This window comes from Leptospira adleri, from assembly GCF_002811985.1.
In the GTDB taxonomy this organism is placed as follows: Bacteria; Spirochaetota; Leptospiria; order Leptospirales; family Leptospiraceae; genus Leptospira; species Leptospira adleri.
This window is the reverse complement of the sequence record NZ_NPDU01000002.1, coordinates 21,769-45,861: the sequence shown is the minus strand read 5'-3', so window position 1 is coordinate 45,861 and position 24,093 is coordinate 21,769. Positions and strand designations below refer to the sequence as shown.

The following is a 24,093-nucleotide window of genomic DNA, read 5'->3' as shown; positions in this document are numbered from 1 at the left end:
CAAAGTCTAATCTTTAAACGAATATGGCCGAAATTCTAAACCACACTCTGATTTTGGAAAAGATCAAAAACCTAGGAGCTTCTCCGGGTTGTTATCTTTGGAAGTCCAGAAAGGGGGAGGTTTTGTATGTTGGAAAGGCGAAAAATTTAGACAAACGGGTCCGCAATTATCTCAAGGAATTTCATCCGGACGTAAAGACCCGCGCGCTCCAAAGAGAAATTTTCGATTTGGATTGGATTGCGACGCGCACGGAAAAGGAAGCGCTGATCCTCGAAGCGACTCTGATCAAAAAACACAATCCGCGTTTTAACGTTCGTCTCAAGGATGACAAAAAATATCCTTACATCTGCGTTTCGCTTTCCGAACCGTTTCCTATGGTTTATGTGACTCGAAAACTCAGGGACAACGGAGACCGTTATTTCGGTCCGTATTCGGACGTTCGCTCTACGAGAGAAACGTTAGACATCATTCTTAGAATATTTCCGATCCGTAAGACGAGACAGGTTCTTCCTCTTCCAAAACCCAGAAGGCCCTGTTTGAATTTCGACATGGGTCGTTGTCTCGGACCGTGTCAGGGAACCGTTTCCGTCGAAGAATATAAAATCGTAGTGGATCAGGTGATTCAATTCTTAGAGGGAAAAAAAGATTCTCTCGTGGGAGATCTGAGTACTAAGATGAATTCTTCCTCCGAACGTCTTGAATTTGAAAAGGCGGCTCGTTATCGGGATATGCTTCAGAGGATCCAGAACTTCCGCGAAAAACAAACGGTCGTAAGCACGGACGGCGGGGACGAGGACGTGATCGGTTTTGCGAGGAAGGAAGACGAAGGGCAAGTGATTCTTTTGGAAGTCAGGGGAGGAAGACTCGAAACCAAAAAATCATTTCCGATCAAAGGAGTTTTAGACGCGGAAGATTCGGAGATCATAGGAGCTTTCTTTCGCGATTATTATCTGAACGCGGCGCTCGTTCCTCCCGTAATATTTATACCGACCGATATCCAAGAGGAAGTTTCCGCGGTCTTGGATGTTTTGCAAGAGAAGACCGGTTTTCGATCGAAGCTCAAATCGCCTCGCACGGGAGACAAACGTTCCCTTTTGAAAATCGCCGAGAAAAACGCGGAACTCAGTCTTACGGAACGACTTCTCGCGACTCATTACAAGGATCAGACCGCTTCCCTAAAAGAGATTCAAGAAATGTTTTCCTTGGAACGTCCCCCGCATATCATCGAATGTTACGATATCAGTCACTTTCAAGGTTCTCAGCCGGTCGCGAGCGGAGTTATGTTCGTCGAGGGAAAACCTTTCAAACAGGGATATCGAAAATACAATATGCGTGGTTACGAGGGGATCAACGATCCGGGGATGATGCACGAAGTAATCTCGAGACGTCTGCAAAGAATCATCAACGAAGAAGGGGTTTTTCCCGATTTGATTGTGATCGACGGAGGACCGACCCAATTGACCAAGGCCTGCGAGGCAGCGGTGGAAGCGGGGGCGGAAGGAATTCCGATGGTAGGTCTTGCCAAAAAAAGGGAGGAGATTTTTTTCCCCGGAGACAACGAACCGTTTATCTTCGATATGAATTCTCCCGGAATGAAGCTCCTCCGTCATCTACGGGACGAGGCCCATCGTTTCGGAGTTACGCACCATAGAACTCGAAGAAATAAAGAAACGATGAGGGCTCTCATCCAAGACGTTCCGGATATAGGACTCAAAAGGAGTAAGTTGCTCCTACAACATTTTTCCGGTGAAAAGAAAATCGAAGAGGCCACAAAGGAAGAATTACTCGATGTTCCCGGAATCGGAGAAAATCTCGCTGAAAAAATTCTGAAACAACTCCAAAAAAAAGAATAAAAAAAAGCTAAAATTCCCTCCGCGGGCAAGTTTCCCGGAACCGTTTTTAGACGGAGGGAAACATGAAACTCAAATCCGTCTTCACGACATTACTATCTCTGATGGCGCTAACGTCCTGCCCCGGCAGGGGAAATTCGGCGTTTCTTTTGCCGATCGGTCGTCCGGGAGAATTCAAACTCGTCTATGAACCAGAGTTCGTCATCGGACGGGAAATTCCGGAATCCACTCGAAAGGAATGGCGGAATCCGGAAGTCAAACTTCGGTCCGCCGACGGGATTGCCTGTTTATCCGCGGGATCGGAGTTCGTCTACGCTCTTTCGGTCTGTTTTCCCGATCGAAACGGAGACATTAATTTAGAAATTCAGAATATTATAAAATTCTGGAACGATAATCCGGAAGGTAGAACCGAATCGGAAGAATTGAGTTTTTCGGAACTCGGAACCGGAAGGTTGAAAGTGGAGCTCAACCGGGATCTTCTTGAAGATTGTGGAGACGATTGGCTGATCCTTTCCGGAGAGCCGAGTCTGGATCGATCCCTAAAAAAGATTTCGTTTCCCGCTTCGAACCTTTTCTCCGTTTTTTCGGAAAATTCATCGGTTCGTCCGCACTCTCCGGGAGCGTTTACCGGCTTTAGCGTTTTTGCAAACTCGGAAAGAATGAAGATCGTATTTCATTCCAAAAATAGAATCCGCGCTTCGAACAGTCTGATTCTTGAGATTCCGGGTAACGCGAGCGTTCTTTCGGATTTTGTTTCGGAAATACAAAGAAAGAATTCGGAGGTTCTTTCTCGCTGCAAGGACGGGATTCCGGAATTGTCCGAAGTTTTCGGAGGAACCAATTCTCCGACGGGAAGATTTCTGGAATTCCAAAATTCTTCTTTAGAAACAATTTGTTTCCAAGACCTGAATCTCGAAGTCGAATCGAAGCGGTTTTCGGTGGAAAAAGGAAAAGCGTTTTTAATTCCGGGTGAAACGATCCTCCGCGTCGAAACGGGAAGTATTCTTCCCGGAAACGAAATTTCGAGTTTTCCCTGGTCCGAACTCAAAAAAAAGGGAGAATGGTTTTTAAAAACCTCCTCCGGACAAGTTTCGATTTCCAATCGTGCGCTTTCCTTTCAAGAAGGAGAACGATTCTACTCGAGTTCCGGAAATTTTTATTCCCTTTGCAACCGGGACGGATTGTTCGAATCTTCGGATCGACTTTGTATGAATCCCGGAATTTCGGAAAATTTTTACGAAACGGAAGGATTATATTTTTGTAATGTAGACGACTTTCAAATCGAAGAGGCAAATTTTACGGGGCTGTTCCTGAACGGGAAGGTCGACGACAAACAGAAGTTTCTGGATTTAGAATATTCCGGAAATAGAATCTGTAATCCGAACGTTTTGTCCTTGGCGGTCGGAGACAAGGAATATCCGATTTGGCTGGATTCGGAATCGATTTCGGCGAACGGAATTTTGACGCTTGGAAAAAGGGATTGGCTCGAAAAGGGAATTCTTCTTTCCGATAACGGACTTTCCGATTCCGAATTCGGAGAAAGGATCTTTTTAAAAGACCGCCTTTTTAAAAAGGAGCGGAATCTTTCGCAAGAAATGATCGCAGACCCTATTTTGAAAAAGAACGACGGTCTTTTGCTTTCGCTTCTGTTTCGAAACGGGACTTGGATCCCGCATCCGATCCGAAAAAGCGACACACTTTTGGAGTCGATCCGTGAAATTCATTCCATGAATCCCGGCCTTCGATCGGAGCTGAGGGAATTCGATCCGAACTCGAGCGCGGAACTTTCGGAAGTTTCTTGGATGGGTTCGTATGACGGAGCTGCCGCGATCAGCGGGGATCGGTTTGTGGAACTGGATTCCCTTCAATCGACTTCTAAAATTTTAGAGATTCATTCCGGAACGAAGAACTATCGATTTTTAGTTTCGCTGGAAGCGGGAAAGAACGTATTTTCTTCCTCTCGACTCGTCTGTTTTCCGAACGTGAACGCCTGGGTTTTACCGGAACTGGCTCTTACTTCCTCGGGCGAGATTCGGATTCTTTCCTTAGAAGGAAATTCGGTCGTAGATTCGTTTGTCTGGAATTCACAAGGTCCCGGTTTCAATTCCTCCGCGCTGAAGTCGAGGAGATCGGCTTCTAAGTTTCGAACTCTCGGCGGTTCCGTGGTCTGGAAAAACAGCGCACTTTCAAATCTGGAACAAAGAAAGTCAACTTGCTCTCAAACCGAAGCGAGTCCCGGTTTTATCAATAGAACCTTTCCTTTCTTTTGGAAAGAATCTGTGACCACCGGTTCTTTTCTCGATCCCTTGTTGTCTTGGAATCTGCCGAAAATTGCCGGAGTCGTTTCGGGTGAAATTCAGGTTTTCGCCTATCAACCCGCGTTTTCCGGCAACAAAGTTTCCGAAGGATTTTTTAATCTTTGGTCGCAGATTCAGGTAAATACATTTAAGAATTGGAATATTCAAAAAAACACACTCAACTATCTGATTTCGGTCGGAGGAGAAAGTCTGGTTTTGATTCCGGGCGCTTCCTCGATTTTAATTTCGGCGATTTATCCAAGTCCGGCTTTGTCGACAAACGAATGGTTTTCGATCTGCAATCGCGGATCCGATCCGGTCGACGTCCGTAGTCTCGAAATTAGGGACAGTTCGGCCTCCGACCGTCTCGTGGAATATTCTGCGAGGTTTGGAACCTCTCGTCCGATCGGTTGGGATACTTATAACTCGGGCGCTTACGGTTGGGTATTTGACGATCGTTTTTTAATTCCGGGAGAATGCGGCTACGTCCTTTCTCCCAATTTTAAAAACGAATCCGTTCCGTTTCATGACGAACACCGGCGTAAAATTTTTACGATCGACAAAACGACCACGATCGGAAACGGAATCGCTAAGAACGAAGGTCTGGATCTGTTTCAGGAGATTCAACAGACTTTAGTTCACGTCCATAGTTATGGAAATCAATATTCCCCGTTTCCGTTCGTGTATGATTCGGAGACTGGCGATCTGATTCTGCTCCTGGAAAATCGATCCGGAGATTCCATTCTGGATTACGAGATCCGGAAGAAGGATCTTCCATGAAAAAATTTTTGGTATATTCGTTTTTTATTATAGTCCTGCCAGTGTCCGCTTCGGAAAAAAATTCGGGCTGGACACAACTTTCCTGGTTGGGCTGGGGACTCGGAGCCGGACAGGAAACGCAAAGCTCTTCTGAAAATCCGAACTACAAGACTTACAAAGAATTAAGGATCAACGAGTCCTTGTTTCATTCGAGTTTGGATCAGAACTTTGTTTCGAAACACTGGAGCGCGAAGATCCAAGCGGATGGAATTCTTTCGACCGAATCGGAATTTCGATTTTTTGCCGGAAGGGATCTTTTCTTTGAATGGAAGAATCAAAAACTTTCCTTTCTGTTTGGAAGAATCTCCGAAGATGGAAAACACAATTCTTTTAAAGATTGGGCGGATGGAACCGATGGAATCGCAATAAGGGCAAATTTTCGGGAATGGGGAAGGATACGAGTCGATCTTTTCGATTTTTATTCCGGATATCGGCTCTTTGAAAAGGACGGTTTTCGAGACAGGATCTTGGCTACAAAACAATCTCAATCCTATTCGAAAGAAGAGGTGGTTCGTCTTTTCGGTTCGAATGAGTTTAGAAATCGATACAGGGGCGGATTGAGTTATCGATATGAATTTTTTGCTCTGGAATTCGGATTTCGTTTTCAGTATTTGAATTTTCAAAACTGGGGAAGATATTCCGACGATCTTAGGACAAATACGGTTTCTTCGGGAGATCGGGATTATCTCACTCATTCTACGGTCGATCTGAATTGGAAACGAAACGGCTTTTACTTTTTTTTATCGGGGATTCTGGCGAGAGGTTTGGATAAGACCGGTTGGAATCGGATTCGAAACTCGGCCGGCATTCCGATCTCGGGAGAAGCGATTCTTCTTTCTTTGGGTTTTGACAACTCGCGTTGGAATGTTTACGCCTTCGGATTTCTTCCGGATCGAGATCGAAGGAAGGAAAACGGAGAAATTTTAGAATTGGGTTTTGTAGGAATCGGATCCAATCCTTCTCCGGTGTTTACCACGAATCAGAGTTTGGATTTTTATCCTTCCGCCTGGGTGACAGACAAGGGTCTTGAGAAACAGTCTACTTTGCAGAGCGGAAAACGTCAAGCCGCATGGTCCGGAATCAATTTAGAATATAATCAATCTATGATGCGATTTCGTTTTTATCTCGCGTCCTATTTTTATCTTCGCGAAAATTCGGGTTCCTCGGGCGCGCTTTGCGTTTCTCGGGATTCGTTTCAAAAAGAATATTTTCGCGAAGTTCTTTTGCAGACGACGCTTTTCTTTCCGACCGAGGAGGAACGAGTTCCGATTTCTTTTTTGAAATGGAGTTTGGGAGGTTGGATGAGCGATCCTCAAACCGCGCAAAAGGAATTCTTTTTTCAAATACAATCGGGGGTGGTCTTATGAAAATTAATTTCAACGTCCTTTTGATTCTTATTTTTCTACATAGTTGTTCTCACCCTTCGGATCAGGATTTGTTTTGGTTGGATTGGACTCGTCCCCGGAACATGGAAGCGTATTTTTCGTTTCCGGGCCGTTATACTCCGGATTCTAAAAAGAGAAACGTAAGGGATCGAATTTTGAGTCTGCTCGAGGAGGCGCAACATTCGCTCGATCTTTGGATTTACTCCTTTGACGACTCGGAAATTTTAGAGGCTTTGCAGCGCGCCCGAAAACGCGGGGTTAAAATTCAAATCGTAGCGGATCCGGAGAAAGAATATCCGGCGGATCTGATTCGTCTCGGACTTTTTCGTAGGTGGGAGCGTTCCGGTCTACAACATTCAAAAATTCTAATAGTCGACCGCAGAAAGGTTTTTTTGGGATCCGGTAATTTTACCTGGTACGGTCTGGAGAACGATTTGAACGGATATGTTCGATTCGGTTTGAACGAGGATGAAAGTTCCGATTTCTATTCCTTTTTGGAGGAGGACCCGGGAATCGCAGCTCTTGACATTCCGCCCTTTTTGTTTTACATCGCTCCTGAAAAAGGGCGTTTGATTCAGAATCTTTTGTTAAGAGAAGTGGACCAAGCGAAGAGTTCCATCCGTTATCTGATCTTCGATCATTTCGATTCCGTTCTGAGTTCTCGATTGGCGCTTGCGGATCGGAAGGGCGTCGTCGTCCAAGGCGTCTACGATTCTCCGGTGGACGAGGAAGGAAAATTTCTAGCAAACCTATGGACGTCGTCTCGTTCGCAGATTTTAGGCGACGGGAACGAAGAGACGATCTCAACCGATTCTTTCGGAAAGGGAGGTTTATTACATCATAAAACCATGATATTGGACGGGAATACTCTTCTGACAGGTTCCTTTAATTTTTCGGTGAGCGCAAGGGATGATAACCGAGAGATTTTATTTAGGACGAACGATTCCTATCTCCTTCAGGAATACAAAAAAGAATGGGATCGTGTCTTTGAAAGCGCGATTCCGTATCAAACATTCATTCCAAAAAAAGAAGAGATTCGTTCGGTCGATTTCGGTTTTGCCGAGGATTCGCTTCCCAACGGATCGGAACAGACTCTTTGCAGAGAACGTTTTGAAAACGAGGAGTCTTTTTACCTCGAATCCGGCTCCGCGTTTCTAAAGTTCATTTTAGAATATACATTCGATTCCGGTGAACGTTGCAAAACGGTCGGTGATTTTTCCTCCGCGAGCAGCGGTTTTAGCGGGAGAAAAACAAACCATCCGGTGAGAACTCGAAACTTTCGTCAAGGCTCGAAACTCTTTAATAAAAACGGAATATTACTCCTGGATCGGTCCACCGTCGAAACGGACCCGACAAACTTCGACGTAAAACCGGCTTTCCTCTTTCTTCCGGATTTTTTTTCCCTAAGTTCCGGAAATATTCTTTTGCCTTCTTCCGTTTCCGAGATCGGAAATCCTTTGCGGGTTCGATTGTATCAAAAAGGATCGGGACCGAATTTGGTCTTTTGGAATCGGATCGGTTCTTTTCTGAACATTCCTTCTTTGCCGAACGAAGGAATTATCTTTTTAGAATACGAATCGGAGATTCTTACGTTTTGTTTCCACGATCGAACGAAAAAAGGAACTGAATACACAGAATTGTTAAACGAAGTCATTTCTTTTCGAATCAGCGGTTTGACGATACAAAAACGTTCGGAGGAAAAAGGCGCGATCGATCAGAGAAGACGTTTTGATTCTTACTGCTATCGGTATTGAGTTGCGGGCGGAGAAGCGGATTCTTCTTTGGATGCGCGGAGAAAAAAGCCGCTTAGGATCCAGAATAGAATCACGACTTCGTCGTCTTGGAAATAACACTGAAAGAGTCCGGAAAGAAAGAATCCGGAGATCCCGAAAAAATACAGAGACTGCGTATAAGATATGGAATTCGAAAGCAACTTATAGTATAAGTTCGTTCCGAGCGCTAAAAAAAGAAAGACCGCAGGAAAACCGAAGACCGCGAAGAGATGAAAGTAATCGTTGTGCGCGTGGCCTCTTTGTGTGGTTTCATAAAAGTAATAGAGTTCTCTGTATTTTTCGGAATGAGCAATTCTCGATTTTTCGATCTCTCGATTGTAATTTCCGGGACCAACTCCGGTGACCGGATTTTCCCGGATCAAAGGAAAAGTAGAATCCCAGATAAACGTTCTTCCCGCGTCCGTATGTTTTTCTTTTCCGAAAATCGGATCCGTGATCTTTTGCCCCGCTTCCGTGAAAGAAAGTCCGATACCAAGTAGGACCAATAAAAACAAGGCGGATGCGGAAACTAAAAGAATTTTCGCGGTCGGCAATTCGCGGCGAATCGGGCCTAACACGAGAAAGGCGGTAAAGGAGGAAAAGACGGCTCCTATGATGGACGAGCGCGCGTTGTTGAGAAAGACGACGTAGAGAAAAAGGACAAGAATCAATCCTTTGAGTAAGGCCTCTTTCCATTTACGATCGAAAAGCGGTTTTAAAAAGAGAAACAAGGGAAGGGGAAAGAAGAATTGCAATAATCCCCCGAACGTTAGGTGCGTATTCATAAGTCCGATCGGAAGAAAGAGAGGGATTTTTCCGATCTGTCCCATAGGATGTGTAAACTTCCAGTTGGAAGATTCCCGGTAGAGATCGCTGATCAGACGGGAAAGACGAACCGAAGAAAAACTGGAAGCAAGTCCCGTGATCAGAAGAACCCAAAATAGAATGTGCAAGGCACGGTAGACAGCCGGGAATTCCTCTTTTTTCAGGTTCCAAGCCACGATCAAGCCGCTGAAAAGAAAAATGTCTTTGAGTTCGGCGTTCAAGGCGGTTTTCGCATAACGAGAAAGGTTTTCTTCTACGCTTGCGTGGATGCCGAAGTCGATCAGATACCAAAGAAAGAATGCGACCGCAACCAGGATCGCGGGCTCTTTCCAAAAGCCTTTTGTCTTCGAGGAGAATAGCGAGCTAACGAAAGCCAGGACAAGAAATCCCTGACTGAGAGAGACGGAAACTCCGATCGTTACAATGCTTGCGCAGAATAAAAAAAGAGTGATTTTTCTAAGACGTTCGGGCATCTTCTCTAATCGATTGAACCCAGGTTTTCCGTATGCTGGGAATTGTAAATTCGATAATTTGTTTCGATCGATTGATACATAGGATTCCGATTAGCAGGTGATTTTAGGAGATCTTTGATGAGAATTCTTTACTTTTCCGATACCTTTCTCCCGAAAGTGGACGGTGTCGCTATTTCCATGAAAAATTTTGCGGAGCTCCTGTCGAAACGGGGGCATACCTTTATGATCTGTTGTCCTAGATACGGAGAAGGAGACTTTGATCATATAGGAGATTCGATTCGGATCGAAAGATTCCGTAGCGGTTATCTTCCGAGTTATCCCGATATCAAAGTTGTACTTCCTTCTCCGAGTAAAATCAAAAGGATCATCAAAGAGTTCGAACCGGATCTCGTTCACATTCACACCCCCGGTTTACTCGGCCTCTATGGAATCAACGCGACCGAAAAATACGGAATTCCCACGATTGGAACCTATCATACTCTCATGTCCGAACAAGACATGTATCTTTCCTTTTACAGACTTTTGAAATTGGATAAACTTTTTTTAAGAGCGAGTAAATCCGAGAAAAAACTCAAGATCAAAGACCTGAGTAAAATCGAGAAGTTCGACAAGTTCAACATCCGTAAAAAGATCATTCTTAAAATTTCGAACAATATCTACGAACGTTGCGACCTTATCATTTCTCCTTCGCACTTAATCGAAAAACAACTGCGCGAATTCGGACTCAAGACAAAGATCGCAGTGATTTCCAACGGACTCGATCTAACGAGTTTCAAAGGGACCGTCAAAAAACTTCCGAACTCTCCGAAACTACTTCACGTAGGAAGAATTTCTTACGAGAAGAATTGCGACGTGATTCTCAACGCGTTTAAGCTGATCCACGACGAAATTCCGGATTCTACTCTGACGATCATAGGCGACGGACCGGCGCTTCCATCCTTAAAGGTGCAGGCTCAAAATTTAGGACTCGAAAATGCGATCACGTTTACCGGTTTTATCAAACGCGAAGAACTCCCGCAGGAATATCCGAAATACGATTTGTTTTTAACGGCTTCCACGATGGAAACCCAAGGGCTCGTTATTTTAGAATCCGTTGCCTGCGGACTTCCTGCGGTCGGAGTGGATTCGTTTGCGATTCCGGAATTGATACACGACGGGAAAAACGGTTACATCGCAAAGCCCTTCGACGTAAAGGGAATCGCGGAAAAAGCCGTTGCGATTCTCAAAGATCCTGCGTTGTATGAGAGTTTTTCGGAAGAATCCATCAAGATATCCAAGGGACACGAGATGACTGCCTGCGTGGATAAAATGGAAGAGGTCTATAAAACCGTCGCGAGCGTAAAAAACAAAAAAAAGAGAAATACTCTGATCAATATGTTATTTTCTCTTCCCGATCCGTTGGATCAGCTTTTGCGTTTCTTAGAATAGGGTATTGATATTGTAAACGACCCGGATCCGTTTGATCACGTCTTCGGGTTGGATCCATTCCATACAAGCGAAGTCCTTTCGAAAACAGGTCGTATTTCCGTAGATGCTGCAAGGTCTGCACGGTAAATTATCGATTTGTAATACTCCGGAATCTTCCTGGCCGAAAGGCGCAAAGCCGGAATAAGGATGTGTTGTCCCGTAGATTCCGACGACGGGTCTTTTCAAAAGAGCGGCGATATGTACGTTGGAAGAATCCATTCCTATCATGATATCCATTTTTTCCATGATCCCGAGTTCACCGCGGATTCCAAGTTTACCGCCGGATACGATCTTTAGGGATTCTTCGCCTCCTTTGGACCAGGTCTCTAAAATTTTAGATTCCTCTCTGGAACCGAAAAGAAAAATTTTTACTCCGGGAAATTCTTCAAGAAGAAGTTTGAGAAGCGCCTGACTTTTTTCCCTAGGCCATTCTTTGAGTTCATGACCGGCGAACGGTGCGAAGCCGATCCAAAGACCTTCCTTCTTTTTTACGTTCTGAGTTTCGAAGAATTCTTTTGCGAAAATTTTGGATTCCGGATCGACGTTGATCCAAGGTCCTTTTCTTACCGTCGCGGGATAACCGGCCTTCTCGAAAACTTTCAAATAACGTTCGACCGTATGCGGCAACGGCGTAAGAATCTTTTTTTTCTGACGGATTTGTCTTAGCTTTTCCTTTCTACCCTTTACGATCCGGAAAACTCCGATTCCGCGAATTAAGAAAAGCAGACTGATCAATCTGGATCGTACGGAAGAATGGAGATCGATTACTTTTTCGTAAGGACCGAGTTTGTTGATCTCCTTAAAAAGACGATACAATCCCGGAATCCCACGGTATCGTTTGAGATTGAAGCCGACGACGTTCACATTCGGAATGTTGTAGAAGAACGGGGCGTAGTTTCCTCGAGTAACGATTGTAAGCTGAATATTGGTATATTTGGCCGCGATCGCTATGATCGCGGGAGCCATGAGGGCGACGTCGCCCATGGCCGAAAAACGCATGACTAATAAATTCATGATTTTTTGGAATAAAGAGAAGGGTTCAGGTTCTGATCGTTGTACATCTTCATCTGTCTATATACCTTGTAGAACTTATCTCCGGTTTTTAAATCTTCGAGAAGTTCGTCAAGACAGGTGGAAAGATCGACTCTTTGTTCGAGAAGGACTTCGAGTTTGCGTTTGCAGTTTTGGATATGAGTTTCGTCCACGTCCTTTCGTTGGGTCTGTTCTTCCATGTGATAGATTTTGAGTTCGAGAATACTCATACGATCGATCAGCCAAGCGGGGGTTTCCGAATTCATTCTCGCGCCGGCTTTTTTCGGAACCGATTTGAATTCGGAAGAAATTCGATCGTCCAAAATTTCCACGAGATCGGTGCGCTCCTGATTCAGTTTATCGATCTGTCTTTTAAAACCCACCAAATCCTTATCGGGAAGATCCGGTCTGCGGATCTCGTCTTCGACGTGCCACTGAATGGTATCGATTTGATTTTTGCTATAAAGAATGGATTCTATGCTGTCGGACGGGAATGGATTGGGGGACGAGGCTTCTTTTTTGTGCCAGTCTACGACGGATTGACGAAAAACGGATACGACTGAGTTCGCTTTCAAGGTCATTGTGTATAACTTTGAGCGGTAAGCCAGAAAATCAAGAGAAAAGCACCGAATCAAAGCGGATTCAAGGAATGGACATCGAGAAATCCTTTACATTCTCGTCCAATCCCGATAGAGTCGCTGGCGTCCTATGGCACGAAAAATACATCCAGAAATTTTGAAATTTCTTTCCGGCATATCTATATTCCAAAAATTATCTCCGGCGGTTCTCACTCGAATCTATCAAAACATAGAAGAGAGAAACGTTTACAACCACGACGTTATCTACTTTCGAGGAGATATTTCGGATAAACTTTTTATAGTCCGGCACGGAGAGGTGATGCTCACTTTCGGAGAGTCCGGAAAGGCGGTGAAATATTTAGGCGAGGGAGAATTTTTTGCGGAGAACAGTCTGATGACGCGAACCCAACACGGAGGTTCTGCGGTTGCGGTTATGGATTCTCTTTTGTATGTGTTAGACGGACATTTTTTTCTCAAACTCGCTGAAAAGGAACCGATTCTTTCGGCCAACTTGATCCGGTTGATGAGCAATCGTTTTCGAGAACATCTGGATCCTGACTCCAAACTTACCTCCGTTCCAAGAAGAATGATCTGTCACGTTCCGTTGGAAGACGTACAGGGTTATAAGGAAAAGTTGGACGCGATCGTTAAGATCAGCGGTTATTCTCACGAGGGAAAGATGACTTTGGTTCCGATGGAATCATTCGAAAAGACGAGCTTGCAGGAAGCGATTCGAAAATTATCGATCTTACGAAACCAATATCCGGTGATTCATCTTTATTTCCAGCGTCCGGGCTTAAAACCGGAATTGGACAAACTTCTTTTACAATCGGACCAGATCGTATTCTGGGAGGATAATCCGGAACGTAACCAAAAGAAAAAAACCGAAATCCTAACTTACTTCCGATCTAGAATCCGAAACTTCGCGGGGAGAACGATCCGCTACATCGATTCTTCCAATTCGATGCATCCGGAAGACAGCGTTAAACATCAGAAAATCTTTCATAAGGAAGAAACCTTCGGCAGATATTTGGTTTCCAGAACCCGTGGACTCGCGTTAGGCGGCGGCGGAGCCAGAGCGCTCGCTCACGTAGGACTTTTGAGAGTATTAGAAAGAGAGAATATAAAGATAGACTTTGTCTCCGGGGCTTCCTTCGGCGCGGTGATCGCGGCGTTGTATGCGAGAGGGGAGAATACGGATTCGATTCATAAGATGATATATAAGTTTTTCGGAGGTCTGGACAAACCTTTCGATCCCACGATTCCCCTCGTATCCTTTTTCAAAGGAAAGAAGATGAACCGAATGTTAAAAGACGCGTTCGGTTCCACTCTGATCGAGGATTTAAAGATTCCTTTTGTGACTTCCGCGGTGGATCTTCACAGCGGAGAAGAATACGTGATGGATCGAGGCCCGGTTTGGGAAGCCTTGGCCGCGGCGATGAGTTTGCCGGGAATGTTTCCTCCCGTATTTCACGGAGATCATCTTCTTGTGGACGGAGGAGTGATCAACAACGTTCCCGAAAATTTAATCAGGCAAAAGGGCGCCGATATCATTCTTTCCGCGAACGTTTCACCTTTGCGGGACGAGGCAATCGTAAGATTGCTCGAGGACAGAAAGATTACCGGAAAATCCTTTTTTAAGAATTTATGGGAAGATCTCAAATACCCTCCGATTCTAAAGATCATGGGACGTGCTATCACTTTGGAAGGACGTGAGATTACAAGATTGAGAAAGGATAAGATGGATCTTTTTATCAACCTTCACATCGAAGAATATTCATTTTTTGATTTTGGAAGATTCCGGGAAATCATACGAAGAGGAGAAGAGGAGGCGGAAAACCATCTGGAGGAAATTCACGACCTTTTTTATCCGGGCAAAAAGTTTTCAAAGAAAAAACGATAAAAGAAAATCCTGAAGTCGGATCGATTCTCTTCTGTAGTTTTGTTTCCATTCCTCGCTTCCGGTCGGTCCCACCGTATTGGTGAGAGCAAAGAAGGCGCAAAAAGGAATATTAAATTCTTCGCATACTCGAGCGAGCCCGAAACATTCCATATTTTCAAAACCGAGATCGTTCGCTCTTAGAAACTCGAGACTTTTTCCGGAGACGGTTTCGATCGTGACGGATCCCGTTCCGTTCGTTTTGGAAGGAAGAATCTCTTCCACCGCTTCAAGCTGAAACGGGCTTATGAACTCGAACTTATCCGGAACGATTTCCGGGATTCGAATCCTTTTTTCGATCTTGGCGATTTCTTGGTTTTGAAATTCGTAAGAATATCCGAAACGGCCTTTCCAAAAACTCGGATGCAGCCAAGGATAAACTCCCGCCGAACCTAAAAACACGATCTGAGAAGGGAGAGTTTGTCCCAGATTCCTTTTTTCAAGAAGGAATTTTTGAAGACCGAGCCCGGCTTCCAAATTACCGATTCCGCAGAGAAAGGTGTTCCATTTTTGAGAGTTTTGAAAACGATCCAATTCGTCGGAAATTGCGGAGCAAAAAAGCGCGGATGTAGAATCAATCTTCATCGTTTGCGTAGAGGGAATGAATTACACTTTCATAAAGTTCAAAGACGACGTTTCGTTTGAGTTTCATCGTCTCGGTCATCTCTTTTCCTTTTTCAAATTCTTTGGGAAGAATGTGAACGTGCGCGATTTTCTCGAAAGACTTAAAACCCGCACGACTGGAAATTTTATCTTTTACGATATTCTTAAAAAAATGAAGGATTTCCTTATTGGAGTTCCATTGGTTTGGATCTTTCGGAATCGATTTCCCTTGCGATTGAAATTCTTCAATGACACGATCGTAAAAAGGAACGATCAGAACGCCGAGATTTTTCCGGTCTTGACCGACTACGATGACTTGATTGATGAACTCGGATTCGGTAAGTTTGGCTTCGATCGGCGCGGGTTCCAAATTCTCGCCGCCGGAAAGAACGATCGTATCCTTGGCTCTTCCCGCGAATTTTAATTCTCCCGTCTGGGTCCAAGTCAGAATGTCTCCGGAATCCAACCAACCGTCTTGCAACGCTTTGGCGGACTTTTCAGGTTCTTTGTAATAGCCCGAGGTAACGTGCGGACCTTTGTGCCAAGCCACTCCTTTCGCTCCGGGTTCAGTCACTATCTTTCCGTCCTCTCCAACAAGTTTGATCGCGGTTCCGGGTAACGGGGCCCCGATGGCTCCGTTTTTCGGAAGAGGAAATTCACCGATAGCACCGATTCCCGTGGTTTCCGTCATACCGTAAGTTTCTATGATCGGGATTCCCGCACTACGAAAGAAAAATTGAATGTGATACGGCATCGCGCCGGCCCCGCAAAGAGCGAAGCGCATTTGTCCTCCGAAAAGATCGCGAACCTTCTGAAGAATCTTATACGAAAGAATTTTGAGAGGATACATCGATAAAAGAAGAATGCTCGCGACAAAACGATCCAAAACCTTTTGGTTCGGATTTTCCACTTCCGTTGTAGTATAAGAATCCCGGATGGTGTCCTGCAGACTTGTAGTGATCGCCGCGATTTTCACCGCGAAATGAAATAGGTTTTGTCGAAAGGGCGGGCTTTTGCGGACCGTGTCGTGAATTCGTTTGTAAAGGCCTTCCCAGAGCCTCGGAACGGAGACGAGAACCGTTGGTTTTACTTTTTGCATATCCGTAGGAATCGTCGGAACCGAAGAACAGGCCATAGAAGCTCCCCAAGCGATGAGAGTCGTTTCTAAAAGTCTTTCGGCGATATGCCAAGGCGGAAGAAATACGATCGTTCTGTCCTGATACGAACCGGGGACGAATTCCTGGAGTTGGTGAATTCCCCAAGTGAAACTTCTGTGATTGAGCATCACACCTTTGGGGGCGCCCGTAGTTCCGGAGGTGTAAATGATGGTGGCGAGATCCTTTCCGACGAGGGCTTCTCCTCGCTGCTTGTAGGCATTGTCTCCCTTTTTGATGCGGATTTTTTCACCTTCTAAAAGTGCTTCTTCCAGGAAGATAAACTTCACTCCGTTCAAATGTTTGCGCGCGTTTTCCAGTTCTTTCCATTTGGAAGGAGGATCGATGAGAAGAATCGTCTTAACGTTTGCGAAACTCGACTTATCCTCTAAAAGTTTTTTTAAAACCTTTTCGTTTTCTAAGAATAAAACCTTCGCTTCGCTGTGACCAAGGATGTATTTCAAGTCGTCAAGAGTTGCGTCGCAACCTCTGGGAACGTCGACACAACCGATCGTGACCAAGGAAAGGGAACAGAGGGACCATTCGTAACGATTGTCGCAGATCAATCCGGCGGTGTTTCCTTTTTGAAGACCCAGTTCTATAAAAAAAGAGGAAAGATTGAGTAAGTTTTCATACCAATCCTTGTAAGAGATCCCTCGGAAATCGCCGGATTCTTCCCGAATCCAATACATCGGACGATCCGCGTAGACCGAAGCGACGTCTCTTACTAAATGATAAAGGCTCGTTTTTTCCATCGAAGAATTACGGTAAGAGTCCGACGGTTTCTACGGTTCCCGTCATCAAGTTGATGTTTTGAAGAGCCTGTCCGGCAGCGCCTTTGACGAGATTGTCGAGAGCCGAAACGACAACTAACGTGTTTCCTCTTTTTCTTACGGAGATATCCAAAAAGTTGGTATTCTGCACTTTCCTCAGTTCGACTTCCTCCGGAGTTCTTAAGATCCGAACGAATGGTTCGTTTTTGGAAGAATCCGACAATACCTGTATCGGATCGAAGGAAGGTTCTTTTTCAAATTCCAAAAAAATGGTCGAAAGAATTCCTCTAAAAACCGGTAGAAGATGGGGAACGAACAGGACTTCCGGTTGTTTGAGCCCCGAGTTTGCGAAGATATATTCTTGGATTTCCGGTTCGTGTTGGTGTGTTAGAATTTTGTAGGCGCGAAAGTTTTCATAAACTCCCGTATAAGAAAATCCGGCGTCTTCGGTTCTTCCGCCCGCTCCGGAAACGCCGGATTTGGAATCGGCTACGATTCTAGGTTTGATTTCTTTTCTGAGTTCGTTTAACAAAAATACGGGAAGAATGACCGAAGTCGAAAAACATCCCGGATTGGAAACAAAGTCCGCGCCTGCGATCTTGTCCCGAAAGATCTCGGGAATTCCGAAAACCGCCCGATCCACATAGGAAAACTTTGTATGTTTGAGTTTATAAGATTTTTCTAATATTTCTTGATCGTGAAGTCGATAGACTCCCGAGAGATCGATTACTTTGTGGCCGGCGTCCAAAAATTTAGGAGCGGACTCGATCGAAACTTCGTTCGGTACCGCCAAGACGACTAAGGATTTTGCCGGAATCTTGTCCTCGTGTTTCTGAAAGGTCAGATTTTTTGGAAATGGAATTTCCGGAAATACTTCGGAAAGCGTTTTTCCTGCGAGTTTGTCACTCGTGATATGGACAACTTCGTGTATGGATTGATGCGAAAGAAGAGAAAGAAGTTCCTTACCTGTAAAACCGCCCGCTCCTAAGATGCTGATTTCTGCCATATTCCCCTTGTCTTGTTTCGTCTATCTTCTAAATGGAAGAAAGTAAATGATCGCGAAATCGGCTTATCGTTTTTTAAAACAGATTGCGATTCGCTAAGGGAAAGAATTTAATCAGAGGACTCTTCTGTAACTAAAAAAAACGCCGGATGATTTCTCACCCGGCGGTCAAGGGTTCCTAAAAAGAAAGCCAGCGTTTAACCCGCAGCCTCTTCCAATTTTTCCTCTTTTTCTTTGCGAGGTTTCTTATCCTGCGCTAAGAGGGGAAGGCTGTTCAAATCGCGAACCATATTCTCGATCGTGAATGCAGTTTCAGGATTGGATCTTAGATATTCTTTTGCAGCGTCCTTTCCTTGCCCGATTTTTTCCGTATTATAGGAATACCAAGCTCCTGCCTTATTGATGATATCATGTTTCACCCCGAGGTCAACCAGAGAACCCTCTCTGCTGATTCCTGCGTTGAAAATTATGTCAAATTCCGCCTGTTTGAATGGTGGCGCGCACTTATTTTTGACAACTTTGACACGGACCCTGTTTCCAATCGATTCTTCTTTTTCCTTAATCGTTTCGATTTTGCGGATATCCAAGCGGACGGAGCAGTAGAATTTCAGGGCGTTTCCGCCTGTGGTAGTTTCCGGAGATCCAAACATCACACCGATTTTCATCCGGATTTGGTTGATGAAGATCACCACAGTTTTGGATTTTGCGATGGTCCCCGTGAGTTTTCGTAGGGCCTGAGACATCAAACGGGCTTGCAATCCCATGTGAGAATCTCCCATATCTCCCTCAATCTCGGCTTTGGGAACCAGAGCCGCCACCGAGTCGATGACGATCAGATCAATCGCATTGCTTCGAACCAGGGATTCGCAGATTTCCAGGGCTTCTTCTCCGTTGTCGGGCTGAGAAACCAAAAGTTCGTCGATATTGACGCCTAATTTTTTGGCGTAGGAAGGATCCAGAGCGTGTTCCGCGTCGATAAACGCTGCAACTCCGCCTCTCTTTTGAGCTTCCGCTATCGCGGAAAGCGTCAGGGTGGTTTTACCGGAGGATTCCGGTCCGTAGATTTCCACGATTCTTCCGATCGGATAACCGCCGATTCCCAATGCGATATCCAAATCCAAGGATCCGGTCGGGATTACCTGCACCGTTTGTTTTGCGGCGTCCGATCCCAGTTTCATGATCGCGCCTTTACCAAATTGTTTTTCAATCTGGCTCATGGCCTGTTCGATGGCTAACTTTTTGGAATCGTCTACGCTCTGTGGTTCTTCTTTTGTTTTCTTCATAATACCTTCTCCCATGTTTTTCTGCCCCCGTTCTTACGGTTCCAGGCAGCGGCTCTGCAGTGCAGAAGCGGTTCACTTTTTTTAGTATAAATCTTATACCGGACAAAAAAGAATCATCCGGGGTTAAAAAATGCCGGTTCTGATTAGATTTTTCGAAAACTCCGGTTTATGTCACCCGGTTTTCTCAGTGCAAATCTAAAATATACGTAAGTATTTGTATAGCAAATTTTTGAAGGCTATTTCGAAAGAATCGATTTTTTTTCCTGATCCAGAGTCTTTTGCGCCTGCATCGCTTTTCGAAGCGTTTCTCTGTTTCGAACCAAAAAATTTCTAAAAAAGAAAATCGTAAGAAAGAAGGCGCTCAAAACGAGGAAACCACCCAAAGCGAAGCGGGTCCAGAATGAAAACGCGTTTTGGCTCGGAAAGAAGAATAACGTTCCGTCCAAAAGCCGAAGCCGATCGCAACCCTGGCACTGAGAACTTTTGGATTTAAAGTAAGAATTCAATTCTCCGATCGATTGAGAATCCGGTATTTTCCATTCGCTCGTCGTTTGGGAATAGAGAAGGGTTTCATCCTCCGAAAAATAATAAAAGGAAGCGCCGAGTCCCGTCTTCGGAAATTCCACGGAAGGAATTCCGCCTTGTCTTCCGAGATAAAAATCGATGTAATAATTTCCTACGGGAAAGGTTCGAATCTGAGAAAAGTTGGGGAAATCGTTTCCGAAAGTTACGATGTGAAAGAGTTCCGATTTTTGATTTCGGATTCTTAAACCCCCTAGGTTCGGAATCTGTTTCAGTTCCAGTTTTAGTGAATCTTTGGACGGGAAATTTTTTCCTTCGAGTTTGGAAGTGAGAATTTTTTTTAGATAGAGTTCCAGCCTGGATTCTTCTTCTTTTTTTAAAACCGGAATCGACTCGATCAGCCAAGTTTTTTCCACCGTAGTAGGATCTCCCAAAAATCGTTTGAGAGATTCCATTCTTTGCGAAAAATTCGAAGTCTGAGCTTGAGATGTCTGAGTTAAGAAGAAAAACAAAACGGAAAGAATAGAAAAACGTTTCATAGGGAATCCTTTTTTTAGGGAAGGGCTATCCGATTTCGGGGATTCTCATCCTTTATGGGATTTCCGATCTGGAAAGAAGAATTCGGAACGCGAGGATCATTTTTTCAAATTCTTCAAAAGATGTTTTTCTCCTATACAAGACGGGATTCTTTGAGATACTCATAAAATCCGAATTTAGGTTTTTTGAGTTATGATTGATTGTCCGATTTGTCAAGTGTATCAGACCGGGGAAAAACCGGAAATCCTCTCTCGTTTCGGAGAATTCTCCGTCCGCCATTCCGAAGAAGAAAAACGGCTTCAAGGTTATCTTTATATCGAGCCCGCCTCCCACTGGACTTCCTATCAAGAATGGAACGGAGAAGCATTTGCCGATTTCGGCAGGGCGCTCGAGTTCGCGACGAGGTGGATCTATCAAAATCATTCTCCCGTTAAAATTTACACGGTGACGGTTTCGGAGATGGCGCCTCACATGCACTTTCATCTGATTCCTCGTTATACGGACGATTTAAAAGGTGTGGATTACATTCGTCTTGCTCTTCAGGGAAAACTTCCCGGAGCCGAATACATTCAGAATCTTTAAAGTAATTTAAGTTAGAATTTGGAGGAAAGGACATGAGAGTTTTGAGACTAAAAAACATACTTCTCTTGGGAATGATTTCATTCTTACTGAGCGGTTGCATTTACCGTGACATCCGGGTTCCGGGATTGGGAACCAACTATACGCAGTATCTGATCAATTCGGAAGACTTTCAGATTCTTGGAACCGTGGAAACCGAAGGGGTTTACACTTCTTGGCTGATGTTCTGGGTAACGGGAGAAACCGGTTATCGGGAACTATTGGACAAGTCCAAGGCAATGGGCGGCGACGAAATCATCAACTACCGTTTCGAAGTTCAGGAAACAAGCATCCTTCTCGTTGTCTGGAACCGGATCAGATGGAAGGCGACCGCACACGCCATCAAATACAGAGAAAAAATCAAAAAACCTTAAGTAGAAATGAAAAAGACTCCGGAACAAACCGGAGTCTAACAGGATAGAATGCATACAAACAAAGCCCACCTGATTCTGGAAGCCGGCCTTTCCAGAAAAGCAGATTTCGTAGAAATTTTTGAAGAAGAAACCAGATCCTCTTCGGTAAGTCTGAGAGACCGCAAAATCGAACAGAGTTTCGCAGGTATCGATTATGGAATCGGAATCCGTCTGATTTACGGAACGGACGTTCTTTACGCGCATACGAACAACGAAGAAGAAGAACATCTCATCTCTCTCATCGATCTTCTGGCCGATTCCAGAGGGGCCGCGAGAGGAAAAGGTCAAGCCCTTGTGTTTCGAGGAGATCTGAAAGCTCCAACGTTTCCCGCACAAATCACGGATCCTAGAAAAATTTCTCCGGATCAAAAATTAGAAATTCTTTATAGAGCGGATCAAACCGCGAGATCAACCTCTTCCCATATCGTGCAGGTCAGCGCCTCGGCTTCCGATTCCGTTTCCAGGATAGGAATCTACAACTCGGAAGGTTTGGCTTTGGAAGATTTAAGAGTCAGAAGTCGTTTCAGCATCAACGTCGCCGCCGAAAAACAGGGAGAACGTTTTGTGGCTTCCGAAAATCCGGGAGCCAGAAAGGGTTTTGAATTCTTTGCAAGTCTTCCCATCGAACAACTTTCAAAGACCGCCGCGGAAAGAGCCTTGCTCATGTTATCCGCCGGTTATATCGAAGGTAAAAAAATGCCGGTCGTGATGGGAAACGGATTCGGAGGAGTGATCTTTCACGAAGCCTGCGGACATCCTTTGGAAACCGAAGCCATCCGTAAAAAGTCCTCTCCCTTTGTGGATAAGTTGGGAGAATCGATCGGACAAACCTGTCTCACCGCGATCGACGACGGAACGATTCCCGATTCTTGGGGAAGTATTTCCGTCGACGACGAAGGAATGGCTCCTCAGAAAACGATCCTCATCGAGAATGGAATTCTAAAAAATTATCTTTCCGATCGAATCGGAGCCGAGGAAGTCGGAGTCGCAAGAACCGGAAGCGCGCGCAGGGAAAGTTATATGTATGCGCCGGTTTCTAGAATGAGAAATACATACATCGCCGCGGGAAAAGATTCCTTCGACGATATGCTCACGGGGGTAGAATACGGACTTTTCGCAAAAAAGATGGGCGGAGGTTCGGTAAACCCTTCCACGGGAGAATTTAATTTTTCGGTTGAAGAAGGATACGTTATCCGAAACGGCAAAGTAGCGGAACCGGTAAGGGGGGCGACTCTGATCGGAAAGGGGGACGAGATTCTTCCCAAGATCAGCATGGTGGGAAACGACTTGGAACTTGCGGCCGGGATGTGCGGAGCCGCATCCGGTTCGGTTCCGGTAACGGTCGGTCAGCCGACTCTCAAAGTGGACGAAATTCTCGTGGGAGGACGCTGATGAACTTGGATCAATCCGTTGAATATGTGTTAGACGTTTGTAAACGAAAGGGGCTCGATCAATACGATCTCGTAGGTTCCGAGTCCAGGGACGTCGGAATCGAACTCTTCAAAAAACGAGTGAGCAACACGGAACTTTCCAATTCCAGAGGAATCGGAATCCGTCTGATCCAAGACGGAAAACCCGGTTATTCCTACAGCGAAAAACTTTCCGAAGAAGCTCTTTCTCAGATGGTCGAAGACGCGATTGCGCAGGCAAAAATTTCCGATCCTTTGGATATCGACCTCCCCGGACAAACCGAACTTCCGGACATTCCGATCCGTTCCTACGAAGAATCCTTGGAATCCCTGGGATTCGAATGGCTGAAATCAACGGGGGAAAGATTGGACGAGCTGGCCTGGTCGGCGGACGATCGAATCGAAAACGTTCCGTATTCTTACGCGGGAAAAACCTGGAACCGATTCATATTAGCGAATTCTAAAGGACTTTTTCACAGCGAAAGATCGAACCTTGTTTCGGCCGGAGTTGCGTTAGTCGCAACCGACGGAAAATCCAAAAAAATGGGAGGTTATACGAAATCGGGTCTTGATTTAGCCGAGATTCGACCCGAACGGATTGTATCCACGGCCGCCGAACGTTCCCTTTCTCTTTTGGGAGCCGAACCGGTGAAAAGCGGAAATTATCCGATCGTTCTTTCCAATCGGGTCAGTCCTCAGATTTTCGGAATGTTTTCTTCTCCGTTTTCCGCGGACGGCGTTCAAAAAGGCCTTTCCCGTCTGGAAGGAAAAATCGGTTCTCAAGTCGCTTCTCCGATTTGGAACGTCTTTTGCGATCCTCATATCGTGGATTATCCGGGCTCGAGACTTCTGGATGCGGAAGGGGTTTTGACCCGCAAGAAGGCAATCATCGAAAACGGAATTTTGCAGACGTATCTTTATAATTTAGAGTCCGCAAAAAAAGCGGGAGTGGCTTCGACAGGAAACGCGGTCCGTTCCTATGGAGGAAGAGTGGGAACTTCGTTTACCAATTACGTCGTTCCCAAGGGAAAAGAATCTTTGGAAGAATTGCTTTCACGTTATCCGGAATGTATCTATGTTTTAAAACTGGAAGGCGGTTCGGGTTGCAGCGCGGTTTCGGGAGAAATTTCGATCGGAGTCCAAGGGTTCTATTATAAAAATGGAAAGCCGGTTCATCCCGTGGATCGAATAACAATGAATCTGAATTTTTTTGATCTTCTTTTCAGCATCGAAGGAATTTCGAACGAATACAACGATTCTTATTCTTCGATTAAGATTCCCGATATCTTAATTCGGGAAGCGAGTATCGCCGGTTAATCCGAGTTTTCGCTTGCACATCTT

Annotated in this window: 18 protein-coding genes; 10 read left to right on the top strand and 8 right to left on the bottom strand. The window is 45.1% G+C overall.

Going from position 1 to position 24,093, the window contains the following annotated elements; translation table 11 throughout:
* The first annotated feature begins 23 nt into the window (after positions 1 to 23).
* The 4 genes from uvrC to CH376_RS01025 all read left to right on the top strand — a co-directional run bounded on the left by uvrC (position 24) and on the right by CH376_RS01025 (position 8,105).
* Positions 24 to 1,853, top strand: a complete 1,830-nt coding sequence (uvrC, locus tag CH376_RS01040) for an excinuclease ABC subunit UvrC (protein ID WP_100783776.1) — start codon at positions 24 to 26, stop codon at positions 1,851 to 1,853.
* 62 nt (positions 1,854 to 1,915) lie between these two features.
* Positions 1,916 to 4,927, top strand: a complete 3,012-nt coding sequence (locus CH376_RS01035) for an LIC11755 family lipoprotein (protein ID WP_100783775.1) — start codon at positions 1,916 to 1,918, stop codon at positions 4,925 to 4,927.
* A complete protein-coding gene (locus CH376_RS01030; protein ID WP_100783774.1) occupies positions 4,924 to 6,333 on the top strand; it encodes an LA_2168 family protein in 1,410 nt (469 codons plus the stop codon). Before CH376_RS01035 ends, CH376_RS01030 begins: the two co-directional genes overlap by 4 nt.
* Positions 6,330 to 8,105 carry a phospholipase D-like domain-containing protein gene (locus CH376_RS01025; protein WP_100783773.1) on the top strand — a complete coding sequence of 592 codons (1,776 nt, stop codon included), beginning with the start codon at positions 6,330 to 6,332 and terminating at the stop codon, positions 8,103 to 8,105. The genes CH376_RS01030 and CH376_RS01025 overlap by 4 nt, the downstream gene beginning before the upstream one ends.
* Here the strand turns inward: CH376_RS01025 and CH376_RS01020 are convergent.
* A complete protein-coding gene (locus CH376_RS01020; protein WP_100783772.1) occupies positions 8,093 to 9,421 on the bottom strand; it encodes an O-antigen ligase family protein in 1,329 nt (442 codons plus the stop codon). The two genes, CH376_RS01025 and CH376_RS01020, sit on opposite strands and share 13 nt — an antisense overlap.
* Before the next feature lie 117 nt (positions 9,422 to 9,538).
* Here CH376_RS01020 and CH376_RS01015 point away from each other — a divergent pair, with 117 nt between their 5' ends.
* On the top strand, positions 9,539 to 10,849 hold the full coding sequence (locus CH376_RS01015; protein ID WP_100783771.1) for a glycosyltransferase: 1,311 nt from the start codon (positions 9,539 to 9,541) through the stop codon (positions 10,847 to 10,849).
* Here the strand turns inward: CH376_RS01015 and CH376_RS01010 are convergent.
* Positions 10,841 to 11,902 carry a glycosyltransferase family 9 protein gene (locus CH376_RS01010; protein WP_100783770.1) on the bottom strand — a complete coding sequence of 354 codons (1,062 nt, stop codon included), beginning with the start codon at positions 11,900 to 11,902 and terminating at the stop codon, positions 10,841 to 10,843. The two genes, CH376_RS01015 and CH376_RS01010, sit on opposite strands and share 9 nt — an antisense overlap.
* Complete coding sequence (locus tag CH376_RS01005; protein ID WP_100783769.1) at positions 11,899 to 12,501, bottom strand: DUF4254 domain-containing protein; 603 nt, start codon at positions 12,499 to 12,501, stop codon at positions 11,899 to 11,901. The genes CH376_RS01010 and CH376_RS01005 overlap by 4 nt, the downstream gene beginning before the upstream one ends.
* 127 nt (positions 12,502 to 12,628) lie before the next feature.
* Here CH376_RS01005 and CH376_RS01000 point away from each other — a divergent pair, with 127 nt between their 5' ends.
* Positions 12,629 to 14,401 carry a patatin-like phospholipase family protein gene (locus CH376_RS01000; RefSeq protein ID WP_100783768.1) on the top strand — a complete coding sequence of 591 codons (1,773 nt, stop codon included), beginning with the start codon at positions 12,629 to 12,631 and terminating at the stop codon, positions 14,399 to 14,401.
* Here CH376_RS01000 and CH376_RS00995 read toward each other — a convergent pair.
* From CH376_RS00995 to CH376_RS00975, 5 genes are all read right to left on the bottom strand, one after another.
* Positions 14,384 to 15,022 carry a phosphorylase family protein gene (locus CH376_RS00995; RefSeq protein ID WP_100783767.1) on the bottom strand — a complete coding sequence of 213 codons (639 nt, stop codon included), beginning with the start codon at positions 15,020 to 15,022 and terminating at the stop codon, positions 14,384 to 14,386. The two genes, CH376_RS01000 and CH376_RS00995, sit on opposite strands and share 18 nt — an antisense overlap.
* On the bottom strand, positions 15,012 to 16,949 hold the full coding sequence (locus tag CH376_RS00990; protein ID WP_100783766.1) for an AMP-binding protein: 1,938 nt from the start codon (positions 16,947 to 16,949) through the stop codon (positions 15,012 to 15,014). Before CH376_RS00990 ends, CH376_RS00995 begins: the two co-directional genes overlap by 11 nt.
* A gap of 7 nt (positions 16,950 to 16,956) precedes the next feature.
* Entirely contained in the window at positions 16,957 to 17,973 is a 1,017-nt protein-coding gene (gene argC / locus CH376_RS00985; RefSeq protein WP_100787909.1) for an N-acetyl-gamma-glutamyl-phosphate reductase, read from the bottom strand.
* A 194-nt stretch (positions 17,974 to 18,167) separates the two neighbouring features.
* Positions 18,168 to 19,268, bottom strand: a complete 1,101-nt coding sequence (gene recA, locus CH376_RS00980; RefSeq protein WP_100783764.1) for a recombinase RecA — start codon at positions 19,266 to 19,268, stop codon at positions 18,168 to 18,170.
* A gap of 221 nt (positions 19,269 to 19,489) precedes the next feature.
* Positions 19,490 to 20,314 carry a hypothetical protein gene (locus tag CH376_RS00975; protein WP_100783763.1) on the bottom strand — a complete coding sequence of 275 codons (825 nt, stop codon included), beginning with the start codon at positions 20,312 to 20,314 and terminating at the stop codon, positions 19,490 to 19,492.
* A gap of 190 nt (positions 20,315 to 20,504) precedes the next feature.
* Between CH376_RS00975 and CH376_RS00970 the strand changes: the two genes are divergently transcribed.
* Genes CH376_RS00970 through CH376_RS00955 form a run of 4 tightly spaced genes read left to right on the top strand, consistent with a single transcriptional unit; the run spans position 20,505 to position 24,069 of the window.
* Positions 20,505 to 20,894 (top strand): HIT family protein, encoded by a 390-nt coding sequence (locus tag CH376_RS00970; protein ID WP_100783762.1) that lies wholly within the window; start codon positions 20,505 to 20,507, stop codon positions 20,892 to 20,894.
* Between the two features lie 32 nt (positions 20,895 to 20,926).
* Complete coding sequence (locus tag CH376_RS00965) at positions 20,927 to 21,304, top strand: LIC11742 family lipoprotein (RefSeq protein ID WP_100783761.1); 378 nt, start codon at positions 20,927 to 20,929, stop codon at positions 21,302 to 21,304.
* A 48-nt stretch (positions 21,305 to 21,352) separates the two neighbouring features.
* A complete protein-coding gene (locus CH376_RS00960; RefSeq protein ID WP_100783760.1) occupies positions 21,353 to 22,735 on the top strand; it encodes a TldD/PmbA family protein in 1,383 nt (460 codons plus the stop codon).
* On the top strand, positions 22,735 to 24,069 hold the full coding sequence (locus CH376_RS00955; RefSeq protein ID WP_100783759.1) for a TldD/PmbA family protein: 1,335 nt from the start codon (positions 22,735 to 22,737) through the stop codon (positions 24,067 to 24,069). Before CH376_RS00960 ends, CH376_RS00955 begins: the two co-directional genes overlap by 1 nt.
* Positions 24,070 to 24,093 lie beyond the last annotated feature (24 nt).